Here is a 16,103-nt window from a genome sequence, read left to right on the forward strand (position 1 = left end):
CAAGCGGCGTAGCGGACTCTGACGCTCAAATCTGTTGTGTGTCGTGCGGAATACTTCTCTCAGTCGTGTTTTTCTAAATGGTCGCAGCTAACTCACCACTCCCTACCATCGGAAAGTGTGGGAATGCCATGCAATAGCGGCCTTGAGCGAGCGTACCAAGCTTTGGTGGTGCGAGGGAGCGAACCACTCTCCAGCCTATTTGCGTCGCATGACGTCTATGTGACTGCCTCCGACCTTGCATCCGGCGAAGCGTCAAAGGGATGGTCTGACACTGGTCAGCACGCCGCCGCGCTTGACGCACTGTACAAGCCTGAAATACTTGGCCGCGCCAAGTTCGATGACCATGTGTCTTTCATGTCAGTGGACATGACGGTTGCCCCACATCCAAACGAGGCGTTCGACTTCTGCTGGTCGGTCTGCTCGCTGGAACATCTAGGTTCACTGAAGGCCGGAATGGACTTTGTAATGGAATCCAAGGGTAAACTGAAAGGGCGGCATCGGCGTTCATACGACCGAATTCAATCTGACAGCAAATGACGGCACCATCGCGGATGGTTGGTGCGTTCTCTATAGCGAGCGCGACCTGTTGGATTTGGGGCGCCACTTGCGCAGAATGGATGCCGCTCGGCCACGGTCGATCTGGACGGTTGGCACCCATGAGCATGATATCAAAGCCGATCTGCAACCATATCATCAGAATGGACTGCAGCATCTGAAGCTTCGTTTCGAAGGCTATGTGACGACGAGCGTTCTTCTGATCGTGCAGAACTAGCCAGCAACAGTAATACGAGCCCGATTTGAAAACTTCCGCCTGTTGGCAAGCTTGCATCAAAACATCAAGGCCAGCACCCGCCAGTTGGATGGGGGTTTCACGAACCTGCCACTACGACAGGCGGGCGACTTCTTCCGAGTCAGCGGGTAGTGTGTTGAGAGTTCTGCAAATTCGCTGAGAGAGGGCGGTCATGGCAGGCTGGTGATGTTCAACGTCACCGATTCCCTGGNGAGCGGGCCTTGGTTGCGACGCTTGCGGAGATGTATGTGCAGGGCGTGTCGACCCGCAAGGTCAAGGCGATCACGGAAGAGCTGTGCGGTCATGCGTTCTCGGCTTCGTCGATCTCGGCCATCAACAAGCGCTTGGACGAGAGCCTGAAGGCGTTTGCCGAACGACCGCTTCAGGAGCCATTCCCCTACCTCATTCTCGATGCCCGCTACGAGAAAGTGCGCGAAGCCGGCATCGTGATGAGCCAGGCGGTGCTGATCGCGGTCGGCATCGACTGGGACGGAAGGCGCCAGATCCTGGCCGTGGAGATGGCCAATCGCGAGAGCCGCTCGGCCTGGAAGGACTTCCTCGTCGGCTTGAAACNTACGAGAAAGTGCGCGAAGCCGGCATCGTGATGAGCCAGGCGGTGCTGATCGCGGTCGGCATCGACTGGGACGGGCGCCGGCAGATCCTGGCCGTGGAGATGGCCAATCGCGAGAGCCGCTCGGCCTGGAAGGACTTCCTCGTCGGCTTGAAACGACGCGGTCTCAAGGGCGTCGAACTGGCCGTGTCCGACGACCATGCCGGCCTGGTCGCGGCGATCGGCGAGGTGATCCCGGAAGCAGCATGGCAGCGCTGCTACGTCCACTTCCTCAGGAACGCGCTCGATCACCTGCCCAGGAAGCACGGCGACGACTGCCTGCAGGAACTGCGCTGGCTCTACGACCGGCGCGATCTCGCCGAGGCCAAGGCCGATCNAGCAGCATGGCAGCGCTGCTACGTCCACTTCCTCAGGAACGCGCTCGATCACCTGCCCAGGAAGCACGGCGACGATTGTCTGCAAGAACTGCGCTGGCTCTACGACCGGCGCGATCTCGCCGAGGCCAAGGCCGATCTCGCCGCGTGGCTGTCCAAATGGTCCGCCCGCTACCCGCGGCTGACCACCTGGGCGGAAGAAGCCATAGAACAGACGCTGACTTTCTTCCGGCTGCCGCGTCAGCATCACAAGCACCTCAAGTCCCAACATGCTTGAACGGCTCAACGAGGAAATCCGCCGGCGCACCTATGTCGTGCGCATCTTCCCGAACGCCGAAAGCTGCCTGCGCCTGGTCAGGGCGCTGGCCGTCGAAACCAACGAAAACTGGATGGAGGCCAACCGCTATATCAACATGGATGATCTGCGCGAGCACAAGAAGCTCGCTCTACGCCAAGCCGCATGACCAGTTTCATGATCGCCCCATTTTGCAGAACTGACGCACACAACCAGTCAGCGNATCAACATGGATGATCTGCGCGAGCACAAGAAGCTCGCTCTACGCCAAGCCGCATGACCAGTTTCATGATCGCCCATTTTGCAGAACTTGACGCACACAACCTGAGCGCCAGCGTCCCCCTCCCCCTTGAGTGGAGGGTGGCCCGAAGGGCCGGGTGGGGTCCTGCGTGAACTGCAGCGACTCCCTTCGGACGACACTACAAGCAATGTCATTGCAGAGGCCCTTTCTCGGCTCGGCTTCAAAAAAAAGATCGAGCATTCTTCGGCGACCCCACCCGGCCGCTTCGCGGTCACCTTCCCCTCAAGGGGGGAGGGTTAAGCCGCCTGCGCCACCCGCTCCGACATCATGCGGTAGGAAATCGCCTCGGCCAGGTGAATGCGGCCGACGGTTTCGCTGGCGTCGAGGTCGGCCAGTGTGCGCGCCACTTTAAGCACGCGGTGATAGGCGCGCGCAGAAAAGCCGAGTTTCTCGCTGGCGTCTTTCAGCAGCGACAGGCCGGCTGCATCCGGCGCGGCGATGTCCTCGATAACAGAAGGCGAGCAATGGGCGTTGGTGGTGGCGCTGGTGACGCCCAGCCGCTCGAACCGCTCGCGCTGGATGGTGCGGGCGCGCGCCACGCGCTGGGCGACCGCCGCGCTCTTCTCCGCCCGGTCGGGCCGGATCAGGTCGGCGGCCGAGACAGCCGGTACCTCGATCCTGAGGTCGATGCGGTCGAGCAGCGGGCCTGAGATGCGCGCCTGGTAGTCGGTGCGGCAGCGTTCACCGCGCAGGCAGCGATAGCCGGGCTCGCCGGCCATGCCGCAACGGCACGGGTTCATCGCCGCTACCAGCTGGATGCGCGCTGGATAGGTGACGCGGTGGTTGGCGCGCGCGATCATGCAGTCGCCGGTCTCCAGCGGCTGGCGCAGCGCATCCAAGGTCTGCGGCGTGAATTCGGGAAACTCGTCGAGGAACAGGACGCCGTTATGGGCAAGCGATACTTCGCCCGGCCGCGCCCTGATGCCGCCGCCGACCATTGCCGCCATCGAAGCCGAATGGTGCGGGGCGCGGAACGGCCGCCGGTCGGTGAGCTTGCCTTCGCCGAGCTCGCCGGCCACCGAGGCGATCATCGAGACTTCAAGAAGTTCCTTGGGCGCCAGTGGTGGCAGAATTGAAGGCAGCCTCTGCGCCAGCATCGATTTTCCCGAGCCGGGAGGCCCGACCATCAAGATAATGAAGCTTATTAAATTCAACGGAGGTTGAAGATCGAAATCATTGTAGGGTATTAATCTCAATCTGGAGATTCCCACTGACCAAGCCGCTCGCCTATTCCTACGTCCGCATGTCGACCGATATCCAGCTGAAAGGCGACAGTTTGCGAAGGCAAACGGAGCGGTCGAAGAAATATGCCGAAGATCACGACCTGCAACTCGTCGAGGACTTCAGACTAGAGGACATCGGAGTCTCCGCATTCAAGGGGGACAACGTCTCCTCGGGCGAGCTTGGCAAGTTTCTGGGCGCTGTTAAAGCGGGCAGGATTCCGAAGGGATCTTACTTGCTTGTCGAGTCGTTTGACCGTCTGTCACGCCAAAAACTGAATGCATCGGTGGCGCTGTTCTTCGACATCACCTCAAACGGGATCAATCTCGTCACCCTGTCGGATAATCAGCTGTACAAGGCCGGGGAGGCCGAATTTACACAGCTGATAATGTCGATCGTTGTGATGGCTCGTGCAAACGAGGAATCTGAAATCAAAAGCCAGCGTTTGTCGGCTGCGTGGGGCGCCAAACGAAAAGCAATCGGCGACAAGAAACTGACCGGATTGTGCCCGGCGTGGCTTGAGCTATTGGAAGACCGAAAGAGCTTTGGCGTGTTGGAGGATCGAGCGCAGATTGTCAGGCGGATATTCGAGGATAGCGCGAGCGGGCAAGGGTCATTTGTCATCACCCGCCGACTGAACGATTTGGGCACACCAGCCTTTGGTAGGTCAAATGGTTGGGTGCAGTCCTATGTGACCAAGATTCTACAGACCCGTGCGGTTCTCGGCGAGTTTCAGCCTCACACCAAGCAGAATGGAAAACGAATTCCTTTTGGCGATCCAATCCCCGGCTACTACCCGCAAATCGTCGATGAAGAACTGTTTCTCCGAGCGCAATTCGCTAGGGGCAAACGCCGAATCGAAGGCGGAGGGCGTAAGGGGGAAGCGCTGCGCAACCTATTCACCCACCTTGCTAGGTGCGGGTACTGCGGTGCGCCTATGCATTTTCTCAATAAGGGGTTTGGGCCGGGCGGTGGAACATATCTGAAGTGCAGTCAGGCACTACGTGGCCTGGATTGCGTTTCAACCACGTGGCGCTACCCGGATTTTGAGAGGTCGTTCTTTCTGTACGTCAAGGAGATCGATCTAGGCGAGATACTCGCTGCATCGGCCACCAAATCGGATGCAATCGCCTTGGACGACCGACTGACCTCGCTGAAGGAGAAACGTAAGCAGTTAGAGGTTCAACGGGAGCGAACCTACGCTCTCATTAACCAAGCGATCTCGATCGATTTCGTGTCGGCGAAACTGAAGGAATGCGAAAACGAACTGGCTGAAGTCGACGTGCAGATGGCCGATGTCGAGCTACTGCTGTCCACAATCCGCGAACAGCAGTCGATTTCGCCTGATGAGCTGCACCGTTTGATTGACCAGCTTCAAGTGACAGAAGGTCCCGACGCGTTCGCACAAAGGACAATGCTTGCCGGCCGTTTGCGCGAAATCGTCAGCGACCTGCGATTGGATGTTGAAGGTACCAAACCCCGGTTGAAGAAGGCGGAAGCGCTCTTCGATCAGGCAGGGACCGATCCGATAGAGCGCCAGCGCAGTCTCGAAGTGATCGAACGAACCAACATTGAGGCAAAGCGATATAACCGCAGCTTCTCGGTCGTTCTTGCCGACGGCGTTTCCCGCAGGGTCGTGCTGAATAATGACGACCCAACGGATTTCGTTGCTGAAGTCACCGTGGATGCTGCAGGCAAACCGGTTGGCACGGATCGTGGCCTGAACCTACAAACACTATTCGGACGAGCATCGGAATAGTAGTGCATCGCTGATAACAGGGCACGCTGCGGGCGTGGCAATTTTCGGGCGGAACAATCGAATTGTGTGGGAGTTCGTGAGGTCCGGTTGGGATCGCATAAATAGATGGGCATCCCAGAACCGTCATTACCTCAGAACCGAATTTCCCTTCAGATCCTTTCCCTTTTCTCAGTTTCAAATCGGTCTTTTGAACCGTGCCGACGGCTATCCTCGCACGACTTCAAACACCTCAACGCAATTCCACCCATCAGACTCGATGGGTCTATATCCTTGTGAAAGAAGGCGAACGCACATGCTCCAAAGCCACTCACACACCTCTCCACCCTCTATCTCATCTCAATATGCATCCTGGTTCGATGACAGGATCGAGCAGTTCATAGAGGCTCACAGAGGCAGATTCGAACCCACCTCATTTTTCAAACAACGGAACGGGTTCTTCATCACGATCTCATTCGATCAGGGGCGTCGCAAGCAGCGGCTAGAAGGTTCCGACCTAATCGACGGACCAGGTGCCAAGTCGGTGATGGACACGTTCACAGACCTGTACAACTTGATCTGCCGTGAACTGATTGGACGGAATTACCATCGCCCTTCATTCCATGATCTCAAACCTCTAGCTATCGGTTGTCTGGACATGAATGGATCGAGATACTGGAAATCGATGGGACAGCTAGAGAACCCACATATCCACTCGATCTGGATTGTCACCGAGCAAACCAGAGATGGATTTCTAAAGTTATTTGCCGACAAAGAACGGCTTCTATCCATCAAGGAACGGTTCTCGATTCGAGAGCTAGATATCCAGCAGCTCGATCATGACCATCGAAATTCGACGGGTGACAGTCGTGCATCATCGTACATGGCGAAATTCATGGTGCACAATAATCACGAGCTTAAGGTCGCTGACGATTTCAGGGTGCTGCCAATTCAGACCGACAAAACGATCAACTAAGACAGGGTTCAGGCAGGGTGCTAAGAAGCCTGAAGGCAGGATAACTACGGGTTAGATCAGGCGAGGCCCCAAACCGAGGAATTCCGCTGAACGTCGTGACACCCTGCCAGGATTTACAGAGCTAAGAAATTCTCGGTAAACCCGGCGTGTGTGTCTTGGTGGTCGTTTCTCACCGAATAGCCTCCACGTACAACCCGCTCAGTTTTCAATCCTCATCGTCGCCATCTTCATCATCGTCATCGGGCTGCTCCTCGAGGCCGTCAACACCGACAACTTCGATCCAATCCCAATTCTTAGCTGTGACCTCGGCCGTGAACCGGTCCATCAGCGGAATCGGAACCTTGTATCCAGGCTCTAGCAGGTCAACGAGATCGCCGATTTTTACGACTTCCGCCGTGAAGGCAAAGTAGAACGCCTTGGTCTGAATTCCGCGCATATTCGAAGCAGTGACTTCCACATCGATTACGAACGGACCTTCCTGGTGGGGATCGATCATCGCAACTCCTTCGAACTCCCAGGCGCGACCATGGCGGAAATCGGCGCAATGGGTCTCAATAACGGGACTACGGTCGGGACCAATAGCAAACTGCATATCATGCCTGCCTACGATCGACGGCCGAATGGAATTTGCATCGAAGCTAATGCCATCCAGGAAGGTTCTTGGCTTGGGGGCAGGTGGGCCAAAGATCGGGTAACAGGTGAAGCGATTGTGGAGGGAGCCACCCTTGCCTACCATTCTAAGCACCAAGCTCTCGGCCTGCAAATTCCCAACGTTCTTGAGGCAGAATGTGAATGGAACTTGAGCGTAGTGAACCTCAAGGAACCGATGGACAGAGGCAGTGTATCTCGGAACAATCTTGGTCAGATAATCGCGATAACGACCATCGTAGCTATCGTCGCGGCGGAAGTTGAATGGAGAATCATCCTCCTGATTGGGGTTCTGTCGGATCACGCGAGATGCGATGACCTTCTCGGCATTTTCAGGCATTGGTTCGATCCGGAAAAGCCTTTGAGGCTGAGCCAGGCCAAAATCGAGTGAGACCTCGATCTTAGGCTGAGCCGCCTCCAACTCACGAACACGTAGCTTCAGCCGCTGAACTTCCTTTTCGCTTTCACTCGGTTCCGGGTCGAGAAGCCAGTGATCCGGAAGTCGCTGACGCCTCAAACCGTGACGGGCAGCAATCGATATCGGATTGGTGTCGTGGCTGAGCAGAAGCTTGCGATCGTTCGGTACATCCAGTGCGTGAAGTATCTGGGCGACAACACGATCATCGCCCTCATCACGATCTAGGTCCTCGAACAGTTCCCAATTGATACGTTCACATCGCGCCACCGCTATGTCGACAGCGGGAGGTCCTGCCGCGATTGTATGAGGTGCGGCGTTGTCAGCAGCAGGAGCAATGAGACGATTGAAAGCCCTGGCACGCTTGTTGAGCCGCCCATCGCGCTTTCGCTTGTCAATCTCGGCGTTGACCTGCGGAACGACCAAGATCAGGACTGGTCCTTCGGCATCAAGCTCTGCCCAAGGCAGCGCCTCTAGCGGCTTTCCTTGCAGCGCGACCATGCTGTCGATGAAAACGATCGACGAGTACTTCGTGTGATCGAACGCCGGTTCCATGCCGGAAGCGTATCGGCAATCCAGCGATTCTGCCATTGGATCATCACTGGACAACAGAGCGGGACCGACCGGGACACTGGCGAGCGCTGTTTAAGGGCTTAACGGTTTTCTCAATTTATTTTTCAAGGGTACTTGCGCTGCAATTTTGTCGCACCCATTTAGCCGCAACGCTGACAGGGAATCCTCTGCCGGCGTCCAACGGAGGGTCCATTTGCGCATGGCAGAAACGATACACGCAAAATCACAACTCGGCAAAGTCGGCCTCAGGGCCGCAAAGGAACACTCCAGCGACGTATATGTATACGCTGGACGAATAGACGAAAGAGGATACGTAGCGCTTCGCAACGAGGTGTTATTCGCCAGAAGATCGGAAAAGGCCATACTAATTCTGATCACCCCAGGCGGCTCTGACGCCGCTGCTTTCAAAATAGCTAGACTTCTCCAAACCTTCTACGACAGCTTCGATATTTTCATTCCAGCACACTGCAAAAGTGCCGGAACGATCGTTGCGCTTGGGGCCAATCGACTTTGGATGTCCCCGTTTGCGGAACTTGGACCGATAGATGCTCAGGGCCTACAACGAGATGAACTCGGAATCGTGGATTCGAGTTTGTCCACGCAAGCCTCTCTCGAAGCAGTCATGCAGGCGTCCGCGAAATTCTTCGAAACGTCTGTCGCCAATCTCGTCCTGCTCAGTCAAGGCAGTATCAGCTTTAAGCTCGCTGCGGACATTTGCGGATCAATGGCTACCGACATTGTGTCGCCGCTGGTTGCCAGAATAGATCCGGCTGTGCTTGGTCGCCAGAAACGTGCATCGGATCAGGGGATAAAGTACGGGAGCCAATTGGCTGCGACGTCGGGCAATGCTGACGAAGGTAGGGTGGTCAGCTTAGCTCAGGGCTACCCCTGTCATGATTTCGTGATCGACTTTGCGCAGGCCAAAACGATGTTCCGGCACGTCGAGCGGGCGGAAGGGACACTTCTCGCGTTGGGACACGAACTCGGTGAAGCCATACTCCGGGCATCTGAAGGGGGCATAGAAATCAAAGTCCTCCACAGAACCAAGCTTCCAAACGCAAAGGAGGCGACAAGCCACGGAATGCCAGAGATTCCCGATGGCTTTCCGGAAATGTCCGACTATTGCGGCTCTCCAGGCGAAACTTACGCTGACTGGTTGGATGAAAAGCGCCAGGCAAACGATGACCAGTCGCCGGCCGAGGAAACCGCTGAGGATCTGAAAGCGGCATAACCCCTAGTTCGAATGTGACCGAGCCTCGCCCTCCGGGCGAGGCCTTCGGCATGTCTTTTTCGATCAAAAATCAGGGGGACCCCATTATGGAAATTCTCGAAGAAGCCGTCGATCCTGAAGAAGCAATCGATCCGGGCAGCTCACCTGCGGGGTCGCACTCGCCTGTTGGTGTGAACTGGCTGACACGCAAGCTGCGCTTGTCGATCAATCGGCGGTTGGTCGACAAAACTCCATTGCACGGCAATGCGTTTACCGATGGATTTGAGCCACATCAGCTCGATGTGAAAGGTCTGCTCGGAAATGTAGTCATCGCTGGCCACGCCTACTCGGCTGAATTCAGTGGCCCGCGGTCAAACAGTAACTTCAAAGCGTCTGATCTGCTGTCGGTTGACGTTGATGGCGGGATGACGCTCGATGAAGCGATCGACGATGATTTCGTCGCAGCATATGCGACGTTTATCTACACCACCGCCAGCCACACAGAGGCCAGCAATCGTTTCAGAATTGGCTTTGCGCTGGAACGGACGATCACAGACGCCAAGGAAATGCGGGCAGCAACGCGTTCCCTGATCCTGAAATTCTCAAGCGACGGCTCGACTTCCGATCCGGCCAGGATTTGGTGCGGCAACAGGCAAGCCGAGTACCTCTACTTCGACAGAGGAATTCCTGCGGCCGTTCTGGACGATCTGATTGCCCAAGGCATGGGAGCCAATCAGTCGGACAGCGCATTCGACAGGCTTGCATCGACAAGGTCCAAGCTGACCATTGCCAACGACCTAATTGTCATGAATTCCAGAAGAATTACCGGGTTTTTGGACGATTTTCCGCGCTCGGAACCGCTGTTTTGCCCGTATCACAAGGATAGGCACCCAAGCGCGTTCGTCATTCAAAACCAGCACGGACAGAAAGGAATTCGATGCTCGGCATGTGTCCAGAGTTTCTGGTCAACCGGATACAACGACCAATACGATTTTTACAGCTTCGAAAAGGCCGCCAACGCTATCAAGCAAATTCCGGTACCAACAGCGAAGATAGATGAATTCCTTTCATCAAAAGACGCTGACGAGCATCTGTCGGCAGCCACCATCACTTTTATCGACAGGGAACACCTAGAATCCGTGCCATTCCTGCCGGGCGCGACATTCATCCGCAGTCCGAAAGGCAGCGGGAAAACAAAGCTGCTGGTTCACCTGGTGGAGCAAGAGCGCGCGCGTATACTGCTTGTTGGGCATCGGCGCACGCTGATTAAGTCTATGTGCACTAGGCTTGGCCTGGATTGCTATCTGGACGACGAGGGCGAACAACCAAGCGGGAGGCATGATCGATACGGGATCTGTCTCGACAGCCTGATGAAGATCAAGACCGACAAGCCGTATGACTACATCTTTATCGATGAGTCGGAGCAAGTGCTTGCGCATTTCCTCTCGTCAACGATGAAGGAGAAGCGCCTAGCGGTCCTTCGCAGACTAATGCACCTTGTATCCAGTGCTAACAAGGTCGTCGCACTTGATGCTGATCTGTCGTGGAACACGTTCCGGCGGATATGCGAATGGCGCAAGAAACCCGATCAGGTTGGAGACAACCACCTGATCATCAACACCTTTCGAAAAGAGCGCGGGACCATGCATATGGTGCCGACAAAGACGCAGCTTGTTGGTGAAATTCATCAAGCTGTTGCGGCAGGAAAGAGGTGCTTTGTCACCGCCAACGATAGGGGATTTATCGAAAAGCTGGAGAAAGCGATCCTCGATAAGAATCCCGAGACAAAGCTGGTCACCGTCACGTCAAATACGGTTCAAAGATCGGATGACCGTATCCAATCTTTTGTGGCCGACCCCACGGCGGAATCAACGAAATATCAGGTCGTTCTCGCTTCACCATCGCTGGGAACCGGCGTCGATTTCACTTTTGAGAACGAGAACGAACGTTTCGACATCGTTTTTGGCATGTTCAACCCACTGGTCCTCACCCACTTCGACTGTGATCAACAGCTCGCCCGTGTCAGATCGCCCAAGGCGGTGCGAGTTTTTATCAGCCCAGCAAAATTCTCATTCGAAGCCGACCTGGATACGGTGACGGCCGATGCGCTGTCATTCGAGATGATGGGCCACCTGATCAAGCACTACAATTCCCATGGCCGAGTGGAATATGAGGATCATCGAGACAACGATCCGCTGCTTCGTATTGCGGCATCGGTTCTGTCGGTTGAACGCGCATCTAAGAACGATCTGAGAAACCACTTCGTCAAATACGTGCAGAGCCAAGGCTGGAATGTCGTTAACGTCGAGAGGAACGATGCTCTTTTCGAAGAGGGTAGTTTGGCCTGGCTCGCCGGCAGCGAACTGCACAAGGAGCAAGCTGTTCGGCGACTTCTAGAAGCCACGTCACTGACCGAGGAGGAATTTGACCAAGTCGCGTCGGCAATCAAGGACGACGATCCCATTGATGACGCTCTGCGAGCGTCATATTCCCGGTCAATGATCGAGCGCTTCTATAGGGAGGAGTTGACCGAAGAACTGATCAAGCTGGACGACAATGGCAAAATGAGGAAACGCGTTCGGCTGTTCGAGCAGTTGATCAACAAAAAGCTGCTCAAGGTCAGGCTGATGATGGCGGCCGAGTGGCTTCCCGGAGATAGCCGAACCGCGGTGCTTTTGCCAACCCACACGCAAAAGGAGATGATGGCTCTGGGCATCATCGCGAAGACCCCATTCTATTCCCTTGGTGAATTCCATCTTGATGTCGAGTGCGGAAGTGACCAGCTCGGGGATTTCGTCGCGTATATGCGAAAGCATGCTCTGGCGTTTGAAACGCAGTTCGACAAGCCGGTCCGTGCCGATTTGGACGAGAAACCTATGAGTCAGGTCAAGTCGATTCTGAAGATGGCTGGGCTATCGACCGTCAAATCCAGGACAACGTCTGCATCAGGCGTCAAGACCTACCTTTATAGGATCGCCCTGGATTCGTTCGCCAAAATGAAGGGAATTGCAGATCGTCGGGGGATTGTCCAATGAACATTACAAAATTCAGATGTATATTGATTGTCTGGATCAGAAGAATGACAAGTCGGCACAATTTATGTGTTTCACCGCCTCGGATAACTTCCAATTTATATAGAAAACACATAAATTGTCCCCACTTATCCTCCTTCTTCTCCCTCCCTTTTCTTAAATTTTGGCGTGATCCTGATTGACCAACCAAGACTCACACCAAAGCCGTTGACCTTCTCAGTCGTTCGACGGGATGCCGCTGTCGATCAACAAGGAAGGAGATCACAATGGCATTCGAAGGATTGAAGCTTGTCGCTACCCCGAAGCAGGAAGCGTCGGACCCTGCATCGAAGCGTCGGCAAAGGCTAGTCATGCAGATCGACCATCAGCTGTACATGGCCGAGCCGGAAAACCAGGGTCGCAAGTTCCGTGGCCGCTGGTGGACGACCGGCATCGACGGCAAGCCCACGCTGGCGATCAAGTATGGCAAGATTCCCTTGGAGCTTGGCAAAGGCAAACATGCGATCGCCTGTGCCGATATCGCTGGCGTTATCGATGCACTTCAGAAGGCCCGAGCGGCAGCTGTCGATGGCACATTCGACAGCCAGTTGGCCAGCGTGTCCGAGCAGGTCAGGGCTCGGTTCAAGAAGGGACGCTGACTTCAGCCGGAAACCACGACCTATCCCGCCTGAAACAGCGGGATAAGTCGAACATTAGCCGGCCTTTTTCCGTCCTGGGCTCAGGGTTGACGGCACGACTTCGCCTGGCTCAGGCTCCCGAAACAGCTGTGAAATGTGGATATCGAGCGCTTTAGCAATCTTCGCCAATGTCGTGATCGTAGGGTTGCGCATTCCGCGTTCGAGATAGCCAACATATGCCCGCTCGACGCCTGAACTGTAAGCGAGATCGTCCTGAGAGATGCCGCGTCGCACCCTCAGTTGCCTCAGATTCCAAGCTACCAACGACTGGACTTCCATCGATCGGAAGCAATCATTTGGGCTTGTCCTAAACCACGTAATATAGGACCATGATGTTGATTTGGGCGACGGGGGATGCTTCTCAGCCCTTATGATCAGAATTATCTGGGGGACCACGTGGAAGCAGCAGCGCCAATCAGCACGATCGACTGCCCGTATTGCTCTGAGCCGATCAATGCCAAATCGAAGAAATGCAAACATTGCGGCGAGATCCTCGATCCGCAAATGCGGGAGATCGAGTTCCTGAAGACCCAGAGGCACGCTCCTCAGGTGTTTATGAATGCAGGTGGAGGGGCGGCAGCCGCGGCTGCGTCAGGGATTGGGACTTTGAGACGCTTTCCTCACTGGTTCCACATCCTGCTATCGATTATTACCACTGGCCTTTGGGCACCGGTGTACCTATTGATGTATCTGTTCCGAAATAAGCGGTACTACTATTGAGGGGCTGGCTCTTGGGCGATCAGTTCGGCCGTTTTCTGCTCCGCTCTGCAATTGGAACGACGCTTCCAGCGCTATTCCTTATCGCCGGAGCTTCCGCCGCCAATGCTATGGACGCACTGCCGGTTGCTGATGGCGCCTATATGAGGTCAGCCGACCTGTGCGAACAGTTTCGCAAGGGCAACGTCGACTCCATTGAGTTCTCTGTCTCCAAGAGCGGGCACTACTACGAATTCCCTGAATCCGGATGTGTAGTCGCCACCGTTGAATCTCTGCGGACAAATCGTTACGCAGTTGATGCAGACTGCATAGAAGGCGGGCATCATTCCCAAGCGTCATTCATTTTGGACGTCGAGAATCCACAAACCTTACGAATTGACGGTGAGCAGCTGATCGCTTGCGAACAGCAATCATCATCTAGCAAGCCGGCAAAAAGTGCGCCGCTCCCAGGGATTCAAATCGTTCCTTCGGGCAAAGTGATCCCCCCCAAGATTGCAAAGGCAATCCCACCGGCAAAGCTGATCCGTCAGTGGGAGGCTGCCAATGAGAACTGTCGTGGCGGCTCGGGAGATGACCCCAGGACCCTGCAGGCCTGCGACGCGAGAGAGGCACTGTCCCGCCAACTTGAGGCTGACAAATGGTGCTACGGCAAAAATGGACAGTCCGGCTATCAATACAAATGGCACCGGTGCGGCAAGGGCTCGAACCATCACTAAAGTCTCCACCCGGTCTTTGTAACTCGAGGGCCCCTGCGGACCGTCAAAACACTGGTGCCCGGTGTGGCATCCCTTACAATGTCCCGAAAGACCGCCAGGATGCATATATGCCTAGCGCCTCAGGACTTGGTTGAGCCATTTTCACGGGCTTGTTGGGAGGAGCACTTTGCCAAAAACGGAGGAAGAGCGGCTAGCCGACGGGTGGACTTCGGCAATAATCTCAACGAAAAAACTTCCGGTGCCGCCTGAAGTGTGGGCGGCCTTTCTTGCAGCTCAAGACAAGCTTCTTCAGCCATTTCGTATCCACCCCGACTTGCTGGAAAGTCCCTATTACACTCGTAAGTTCCGGCTGGACGGCATAGATATCCCCCTCCCGATTAGTATGCCGTTTGGAAACCCGATACATCGCGCTCTGGTTGAGACCGGGTTGGAATGCCATCGATGGACCGCTCGTGCAGCGTTCCCAGAGTGGGAGCGAGCGGCTGAGCTAATCCCCGGGGTGACCGAAAACGACAGATCAGCCTATGCCGGCGGTTATGCTCTGATCAGCCTGGTGCTGCTCTTCATCAAGCTCATGAATCTGTACGTTCCGAACCGAACGCTCATTTACAACCTTTATTCGACAAATGTTCGCGTTGACGCAATCGGCCGTGAAGACCTGACTGCGTCGGTCCTCGCTGTCTCGAAGCTCGTGAAGCGCTCGTTGACGTATTCCGGAGAGCCAATGAATCCGGACGTCGTGTATGAGCAGGCCCAGATTCTCCTCCATATCCTCAAAGCTGACCGAGCAGCCCACCAGCCTGCCGTCAGCAAAAACAGGGGAATTAGCTTCGAACGGCGGTGCGTTGCAGCCTTGATAGATGCCGGATTTGAAGTTCAAGAGACACCGAAGACTGGGGATTTCGGCGCGGATATCGTTGCCATGAAAGACGATTTAAGTTTCGCAATTCAGTGCAAGGACACGTCAAAGCCTGTTGGTGTGAAGGCTGTACAGGAGGCCGTTTCTGCTCGCGCACACTATGGGACCGACTATGCGGTTGTGTGCGCGAGTAGTAGCTACACCTATGCCGCCTTAGAGCTGTCGTCATCCAACAAGGTGGTTCTATGTGGATTGGAGGAACTCGCTCGAAAGCTTGATGGCCTGTGAGTCGGCAGACGTTGCCATCGGCATATTCGAAACCACTGTGCTAACGAGCCAGGAGGCTCAATCTCGCTTACGCGAGTTTTTGCTGCCAATTGCTATACCGCGTTTTCCGAATGCCCATTCTCTTTGTCGCTTTGGCCTTGCAGCAGTTCGCATAACGCTGTGACCGCGTCGTCAATCCCCTGCTCATTGCGCTTGTAGAAAACTCGTGTCCCAACCTTCGTTGCACAGACCAATTTGGTTCCGGTGAGCCAGCGCATGTGCAAGCTGACTGACTCTTGCGTGATACCAAGTCTGCCGCAGATTAGCTTGTTCGTCAGCCCGGTCTGCCGCGCGTTGGGAACGTCTGGAAAATGCAGTTCCGGCCAGTTCAGGAAATCCAGAATCTTCAGCCTGCTTCCACAGGCCAGCGCCTTGATTACGCGAGCGTCCATTGCCGTTCTCCATCACTTTGATCCGATGGGCGGCGCTTTCCCTGAGCAGGCGACTATCGACAACGGCAAGGTGCTGTTTGTGACGATATGAGTTCCTTCCTCGAGCACGCCTCCGACCGGGCTGTAATCGAGTACAACGCAGAGGCTGGACCCGTGCTGACACCAGCTGAAAAATTTCCTCTTGCGCAAATCCCCGGCACTGCACCGCACTGCGAAGCAGCAAGCAGCACCACTCGTTTTTTTTTGCGAGAGGTGCGCCCATGGAAGACCCGGA

Annotated in this window: 12 protein-coding genes and 3 pseudogenes; 11 read left to right on the top strand and 4 right to left on the bottom strand. The window is 55.4% G+C overall.

Features of this window, described 5'->3' with window-relative positions; all coding sequences use genetic code 11:
- The first annotated feature begins 219 nt into the window (after positions 1-219).
- From X757_RS1000000165650 to X757_RS1000000168830, 3 genes and pseudogenes are all read left to right on the top strand, one after another.
- Positions 220-537, top strand: coding sequence for a hypothetical protein (locus X757_RS1000000165650; RefSeq protein WP_156933386.1), 318 nt, complete (start codon positions 220-222; stop codon positions 535-537).
- Positions 538-1,002: 465 nt separating this feature from the next.
- Positions 1,003-1,355, top strand: a pseudogene (locus X757_RS1000000166175) (transposase); the annotation flags it as partial.
- Between the two features lie 9 nt (positions 1,356-1,364).
- Positions 1,365-2,199: pseudogene (locus X757_RS1000000168830) on the top strand (transposase); the annotation flags it as partial.
- Between the two features lie 368 nt (positions 2,200-2,567).
- Here the strand turns inward: X757_RS1000000168830 and X757_RS160600 are convergent.
- A pseudogene (locus X757_RS160600) lies at positions 2,568-3,464 on the bottom strand (YifB family Mg chelatase-like AAA ATPase); the annotation flags it as partial.
- Positions 3,465-3,541: 77 nt separating this feature from the next.
- Here X757_RS160600 and X757_RS1000000165660 point away from each other — a divergent pair.
- Together X757_RS1000000165660 and X757_RS160595 are read left to right on the top strand one after the other, a co-directional pair.
- Positions 3,542-5,311 (top strand): recombinase family protein, encoded by a 1,770-nt coding sequence (locus X757_RS1000000165660; protein ID WP_280940373.1) that lies wholly within the window; start codon positions 3,542-3,544, stop codon positions 5,309-5,311.
- Positions 5,312-5,603: 292 nt separating this feature from the next.
- Positions 5,604-6,263 (top strand): hypothetical protein, encoded by a 660-nt coding sequence (locus tag X757_RS160595; RefSeq protein ID WP_023725255.1) that lies wholly within the window; start codon positions 5,604-5,606, stop codon positions 6,261-6,263.
- Positions 6,264-6,468: 205 nt separating this feature from the next.
- Here X757_RS160595 and X757_RS160590 read toward each other — a convergent pair whose 3' ends face one another.
- A complete protein-coding gene (locus X757_RS160590; RefSeq protein ID WP_156933387.1) occupies positions 6,469-7,917 on the bottom strand; it encodes a hypothetical protein in 1,449 nt (482 codons plus the stop codon).
- A gap of 181 nt (positions 7,918-8,098) precedes the next feature.
- On the opposite strand from X757_RS160590, the gene X757_RS160585 reads away from it, so the two are divergent.
- From X757_RS160585 to X757_RS0133335, 3 genes are all read left to right on the top strand, one after another.
- Positions 8,099-9,130, top strand: coding sequence for a hypothetical protein (locus X757_RS160585; RefSeq protein ID WP_023725257.1), 1,032 nt, complete (start codon positions 8,099-8,101; stop codon positions 9,128-9,130).
- A 50-nt stretch (positions 9,131-9,180) separates the two neighbouring features.
- Positions 9,181-12,144 carry a plasmid replication protein, CyRepA1 family gene (locus tag X757_RS160580; RefSeq protein ID WP_023725258.1) on the top strand — a complete coding sequence of 988 codons (2,964 nt, stop codon included), beginning with the start codon at positions 9,181-9,183 and terminating at the stop codon, positions 12,142-12,144.
- 347 nt (positions 12,145-12,491) lie between these two features.
- A complete protein-coding gene (locus X757_RS0133335; RefSeq protein WP_023725259.1) occupies positions 12,492-12,779 on the top strand; it encodes a hypothetical protein in 288 nt (95 codons plus the stop codon).
- Between the two features lie 54 nt (positions 12,780-12,833).
- Here the strand turns inward: X757_RS0133335 and X757_RS1000000169515 are convergent, their stop codons facing one another.
- Positions 12,834-13,298, bottom strand: a complete 465-nt coding sequence (locus X757_RS1000000169515) for a helix-turn-helix domain-containing protein (RefSeq protein WP_306413580.1) — start codon at positions 13,296-13,298, stop codon at positions 12,834-12,836.
- Between X757_RS1000000169515 and X757_RS160570 the strand changes: the two genes are divergently transcribed.
- The 3 genes from X757_RS160570 to X757_RS1000000168440 all read left to right on the top strand — a co-directional run bounded on the left by X757_RS160570 (position 13,215) and on the right by X757_RS1000000168440 (position 15,398).
- Complete coding sequence (locus X757_RS160570; RefSeq protein WP_031251042.1) at positions 13,215-13,538, top strand: hypothetical protein; 324 nt, start codon at positions 13,215-13,217, stop codon at positions 13,536-13,538. The genes X757_RS1000000169515 and X757_RS160570 overlap by 84 nt on opposite strands.
- An 11-nt stretch (positions 13,539-13,549) precedes the next feature.
- Positions 13,550-14,251, top strand: coding sequence for a hypothetical protein (locus tag X757_RS160565; protein ID WP_156033636.1), 702 nt, complete (start codon positions 13,550-13,552; stop codon positions 14,249-14,251).
- 166 nt (positions 14,252-14,417) lie between these two features.
- Complete coding sequence (locus X757_RS1000000168440) at positions 14,418-15,398, top strand: restriction endonuclease (protein WP_023725263.1); 981 nt, start codon at positions 14,418-14,420, stop codon at positions 15,396-15,398.
- Positions 15,399-15,490: 92 nt separating this feature from the next.
- Here X757_RS1000000168440 and X757_RS160560 read toward each other — a convergent pair whose 3' ends face one another.
- Positions 15,491-15,829, bottom strand: coding sequence for a helix-turn-helix transcriptional regulator (locus tag X757_RS160560; RefSeq protein WP_023725264.1), 339 nt, complete (start codon positions 15,827-15,829; stop codon positions 15,491-15,493).
- Positions 15,830-16,103 lie beyond the last annotated feature (274 nt).

The sequence above is a fragment of the Mesorhizobium sp. LSHC412B00 genome (assembly GCF_000503035.1).
Classification (GTDB): Bacteria; Pseudomonadota; Alphaproteobacteria; order Rhizobiales; family Rhizobiaceae; genus Mesorhizobium.

Bases quoted from the DNA above. Each gene is read 5' to 3' on its own strand.
- X757_RS160595 (WP_023725255.1), top strand. From the start codon at position 5,604: ATGCTCCAAAGCCACTCACACACCTCTCCACCCTCTATCTCATCTCAA.
- X757_RS160590 (WP_156933387.1), bottom strand. From the start codon at position 7,917: ATGGCAGAATCGCTGGATTGCCGATACGCTTCCGGCATGGAACCGGCG.
- X757_RS0133335 (WP_023725259.1), top strand. From the start codon at position 12,492: ATGCAGATCGACCATCAGCTGTACATGGCCGAGCCGGAAAACCAGGGT.
- X757_RS1000000169515 (WP_306413580.1), bottom strand. From the start codon at position 13,298: ATGTTTGCATTTCTTCGATTTGGCATTGATCGGCTCAGAGCAATACGG.
- X757_RS160580 (WP_023725258.1), top strand. From the start codon at position 9,181: ATGTCTTTTTCGATCAAAAATCAGGGGGACCCCATTATGGAAATTCTC.
- X757_RS160585 (WP_023725257.1), top strand. From the start codon at position 8,099: ATGGCAGAAACGATACACGCAAAATCACAACTCGGCAAAGTCGGCCTC.
- X757_RS160560 (WP_023725264.1), bottom strand. From the start codon at position 15,829: ATGGACGCTCGCGTAATCAAGGCGCTGGCCTGTGGAAGCAGGCTGAAG.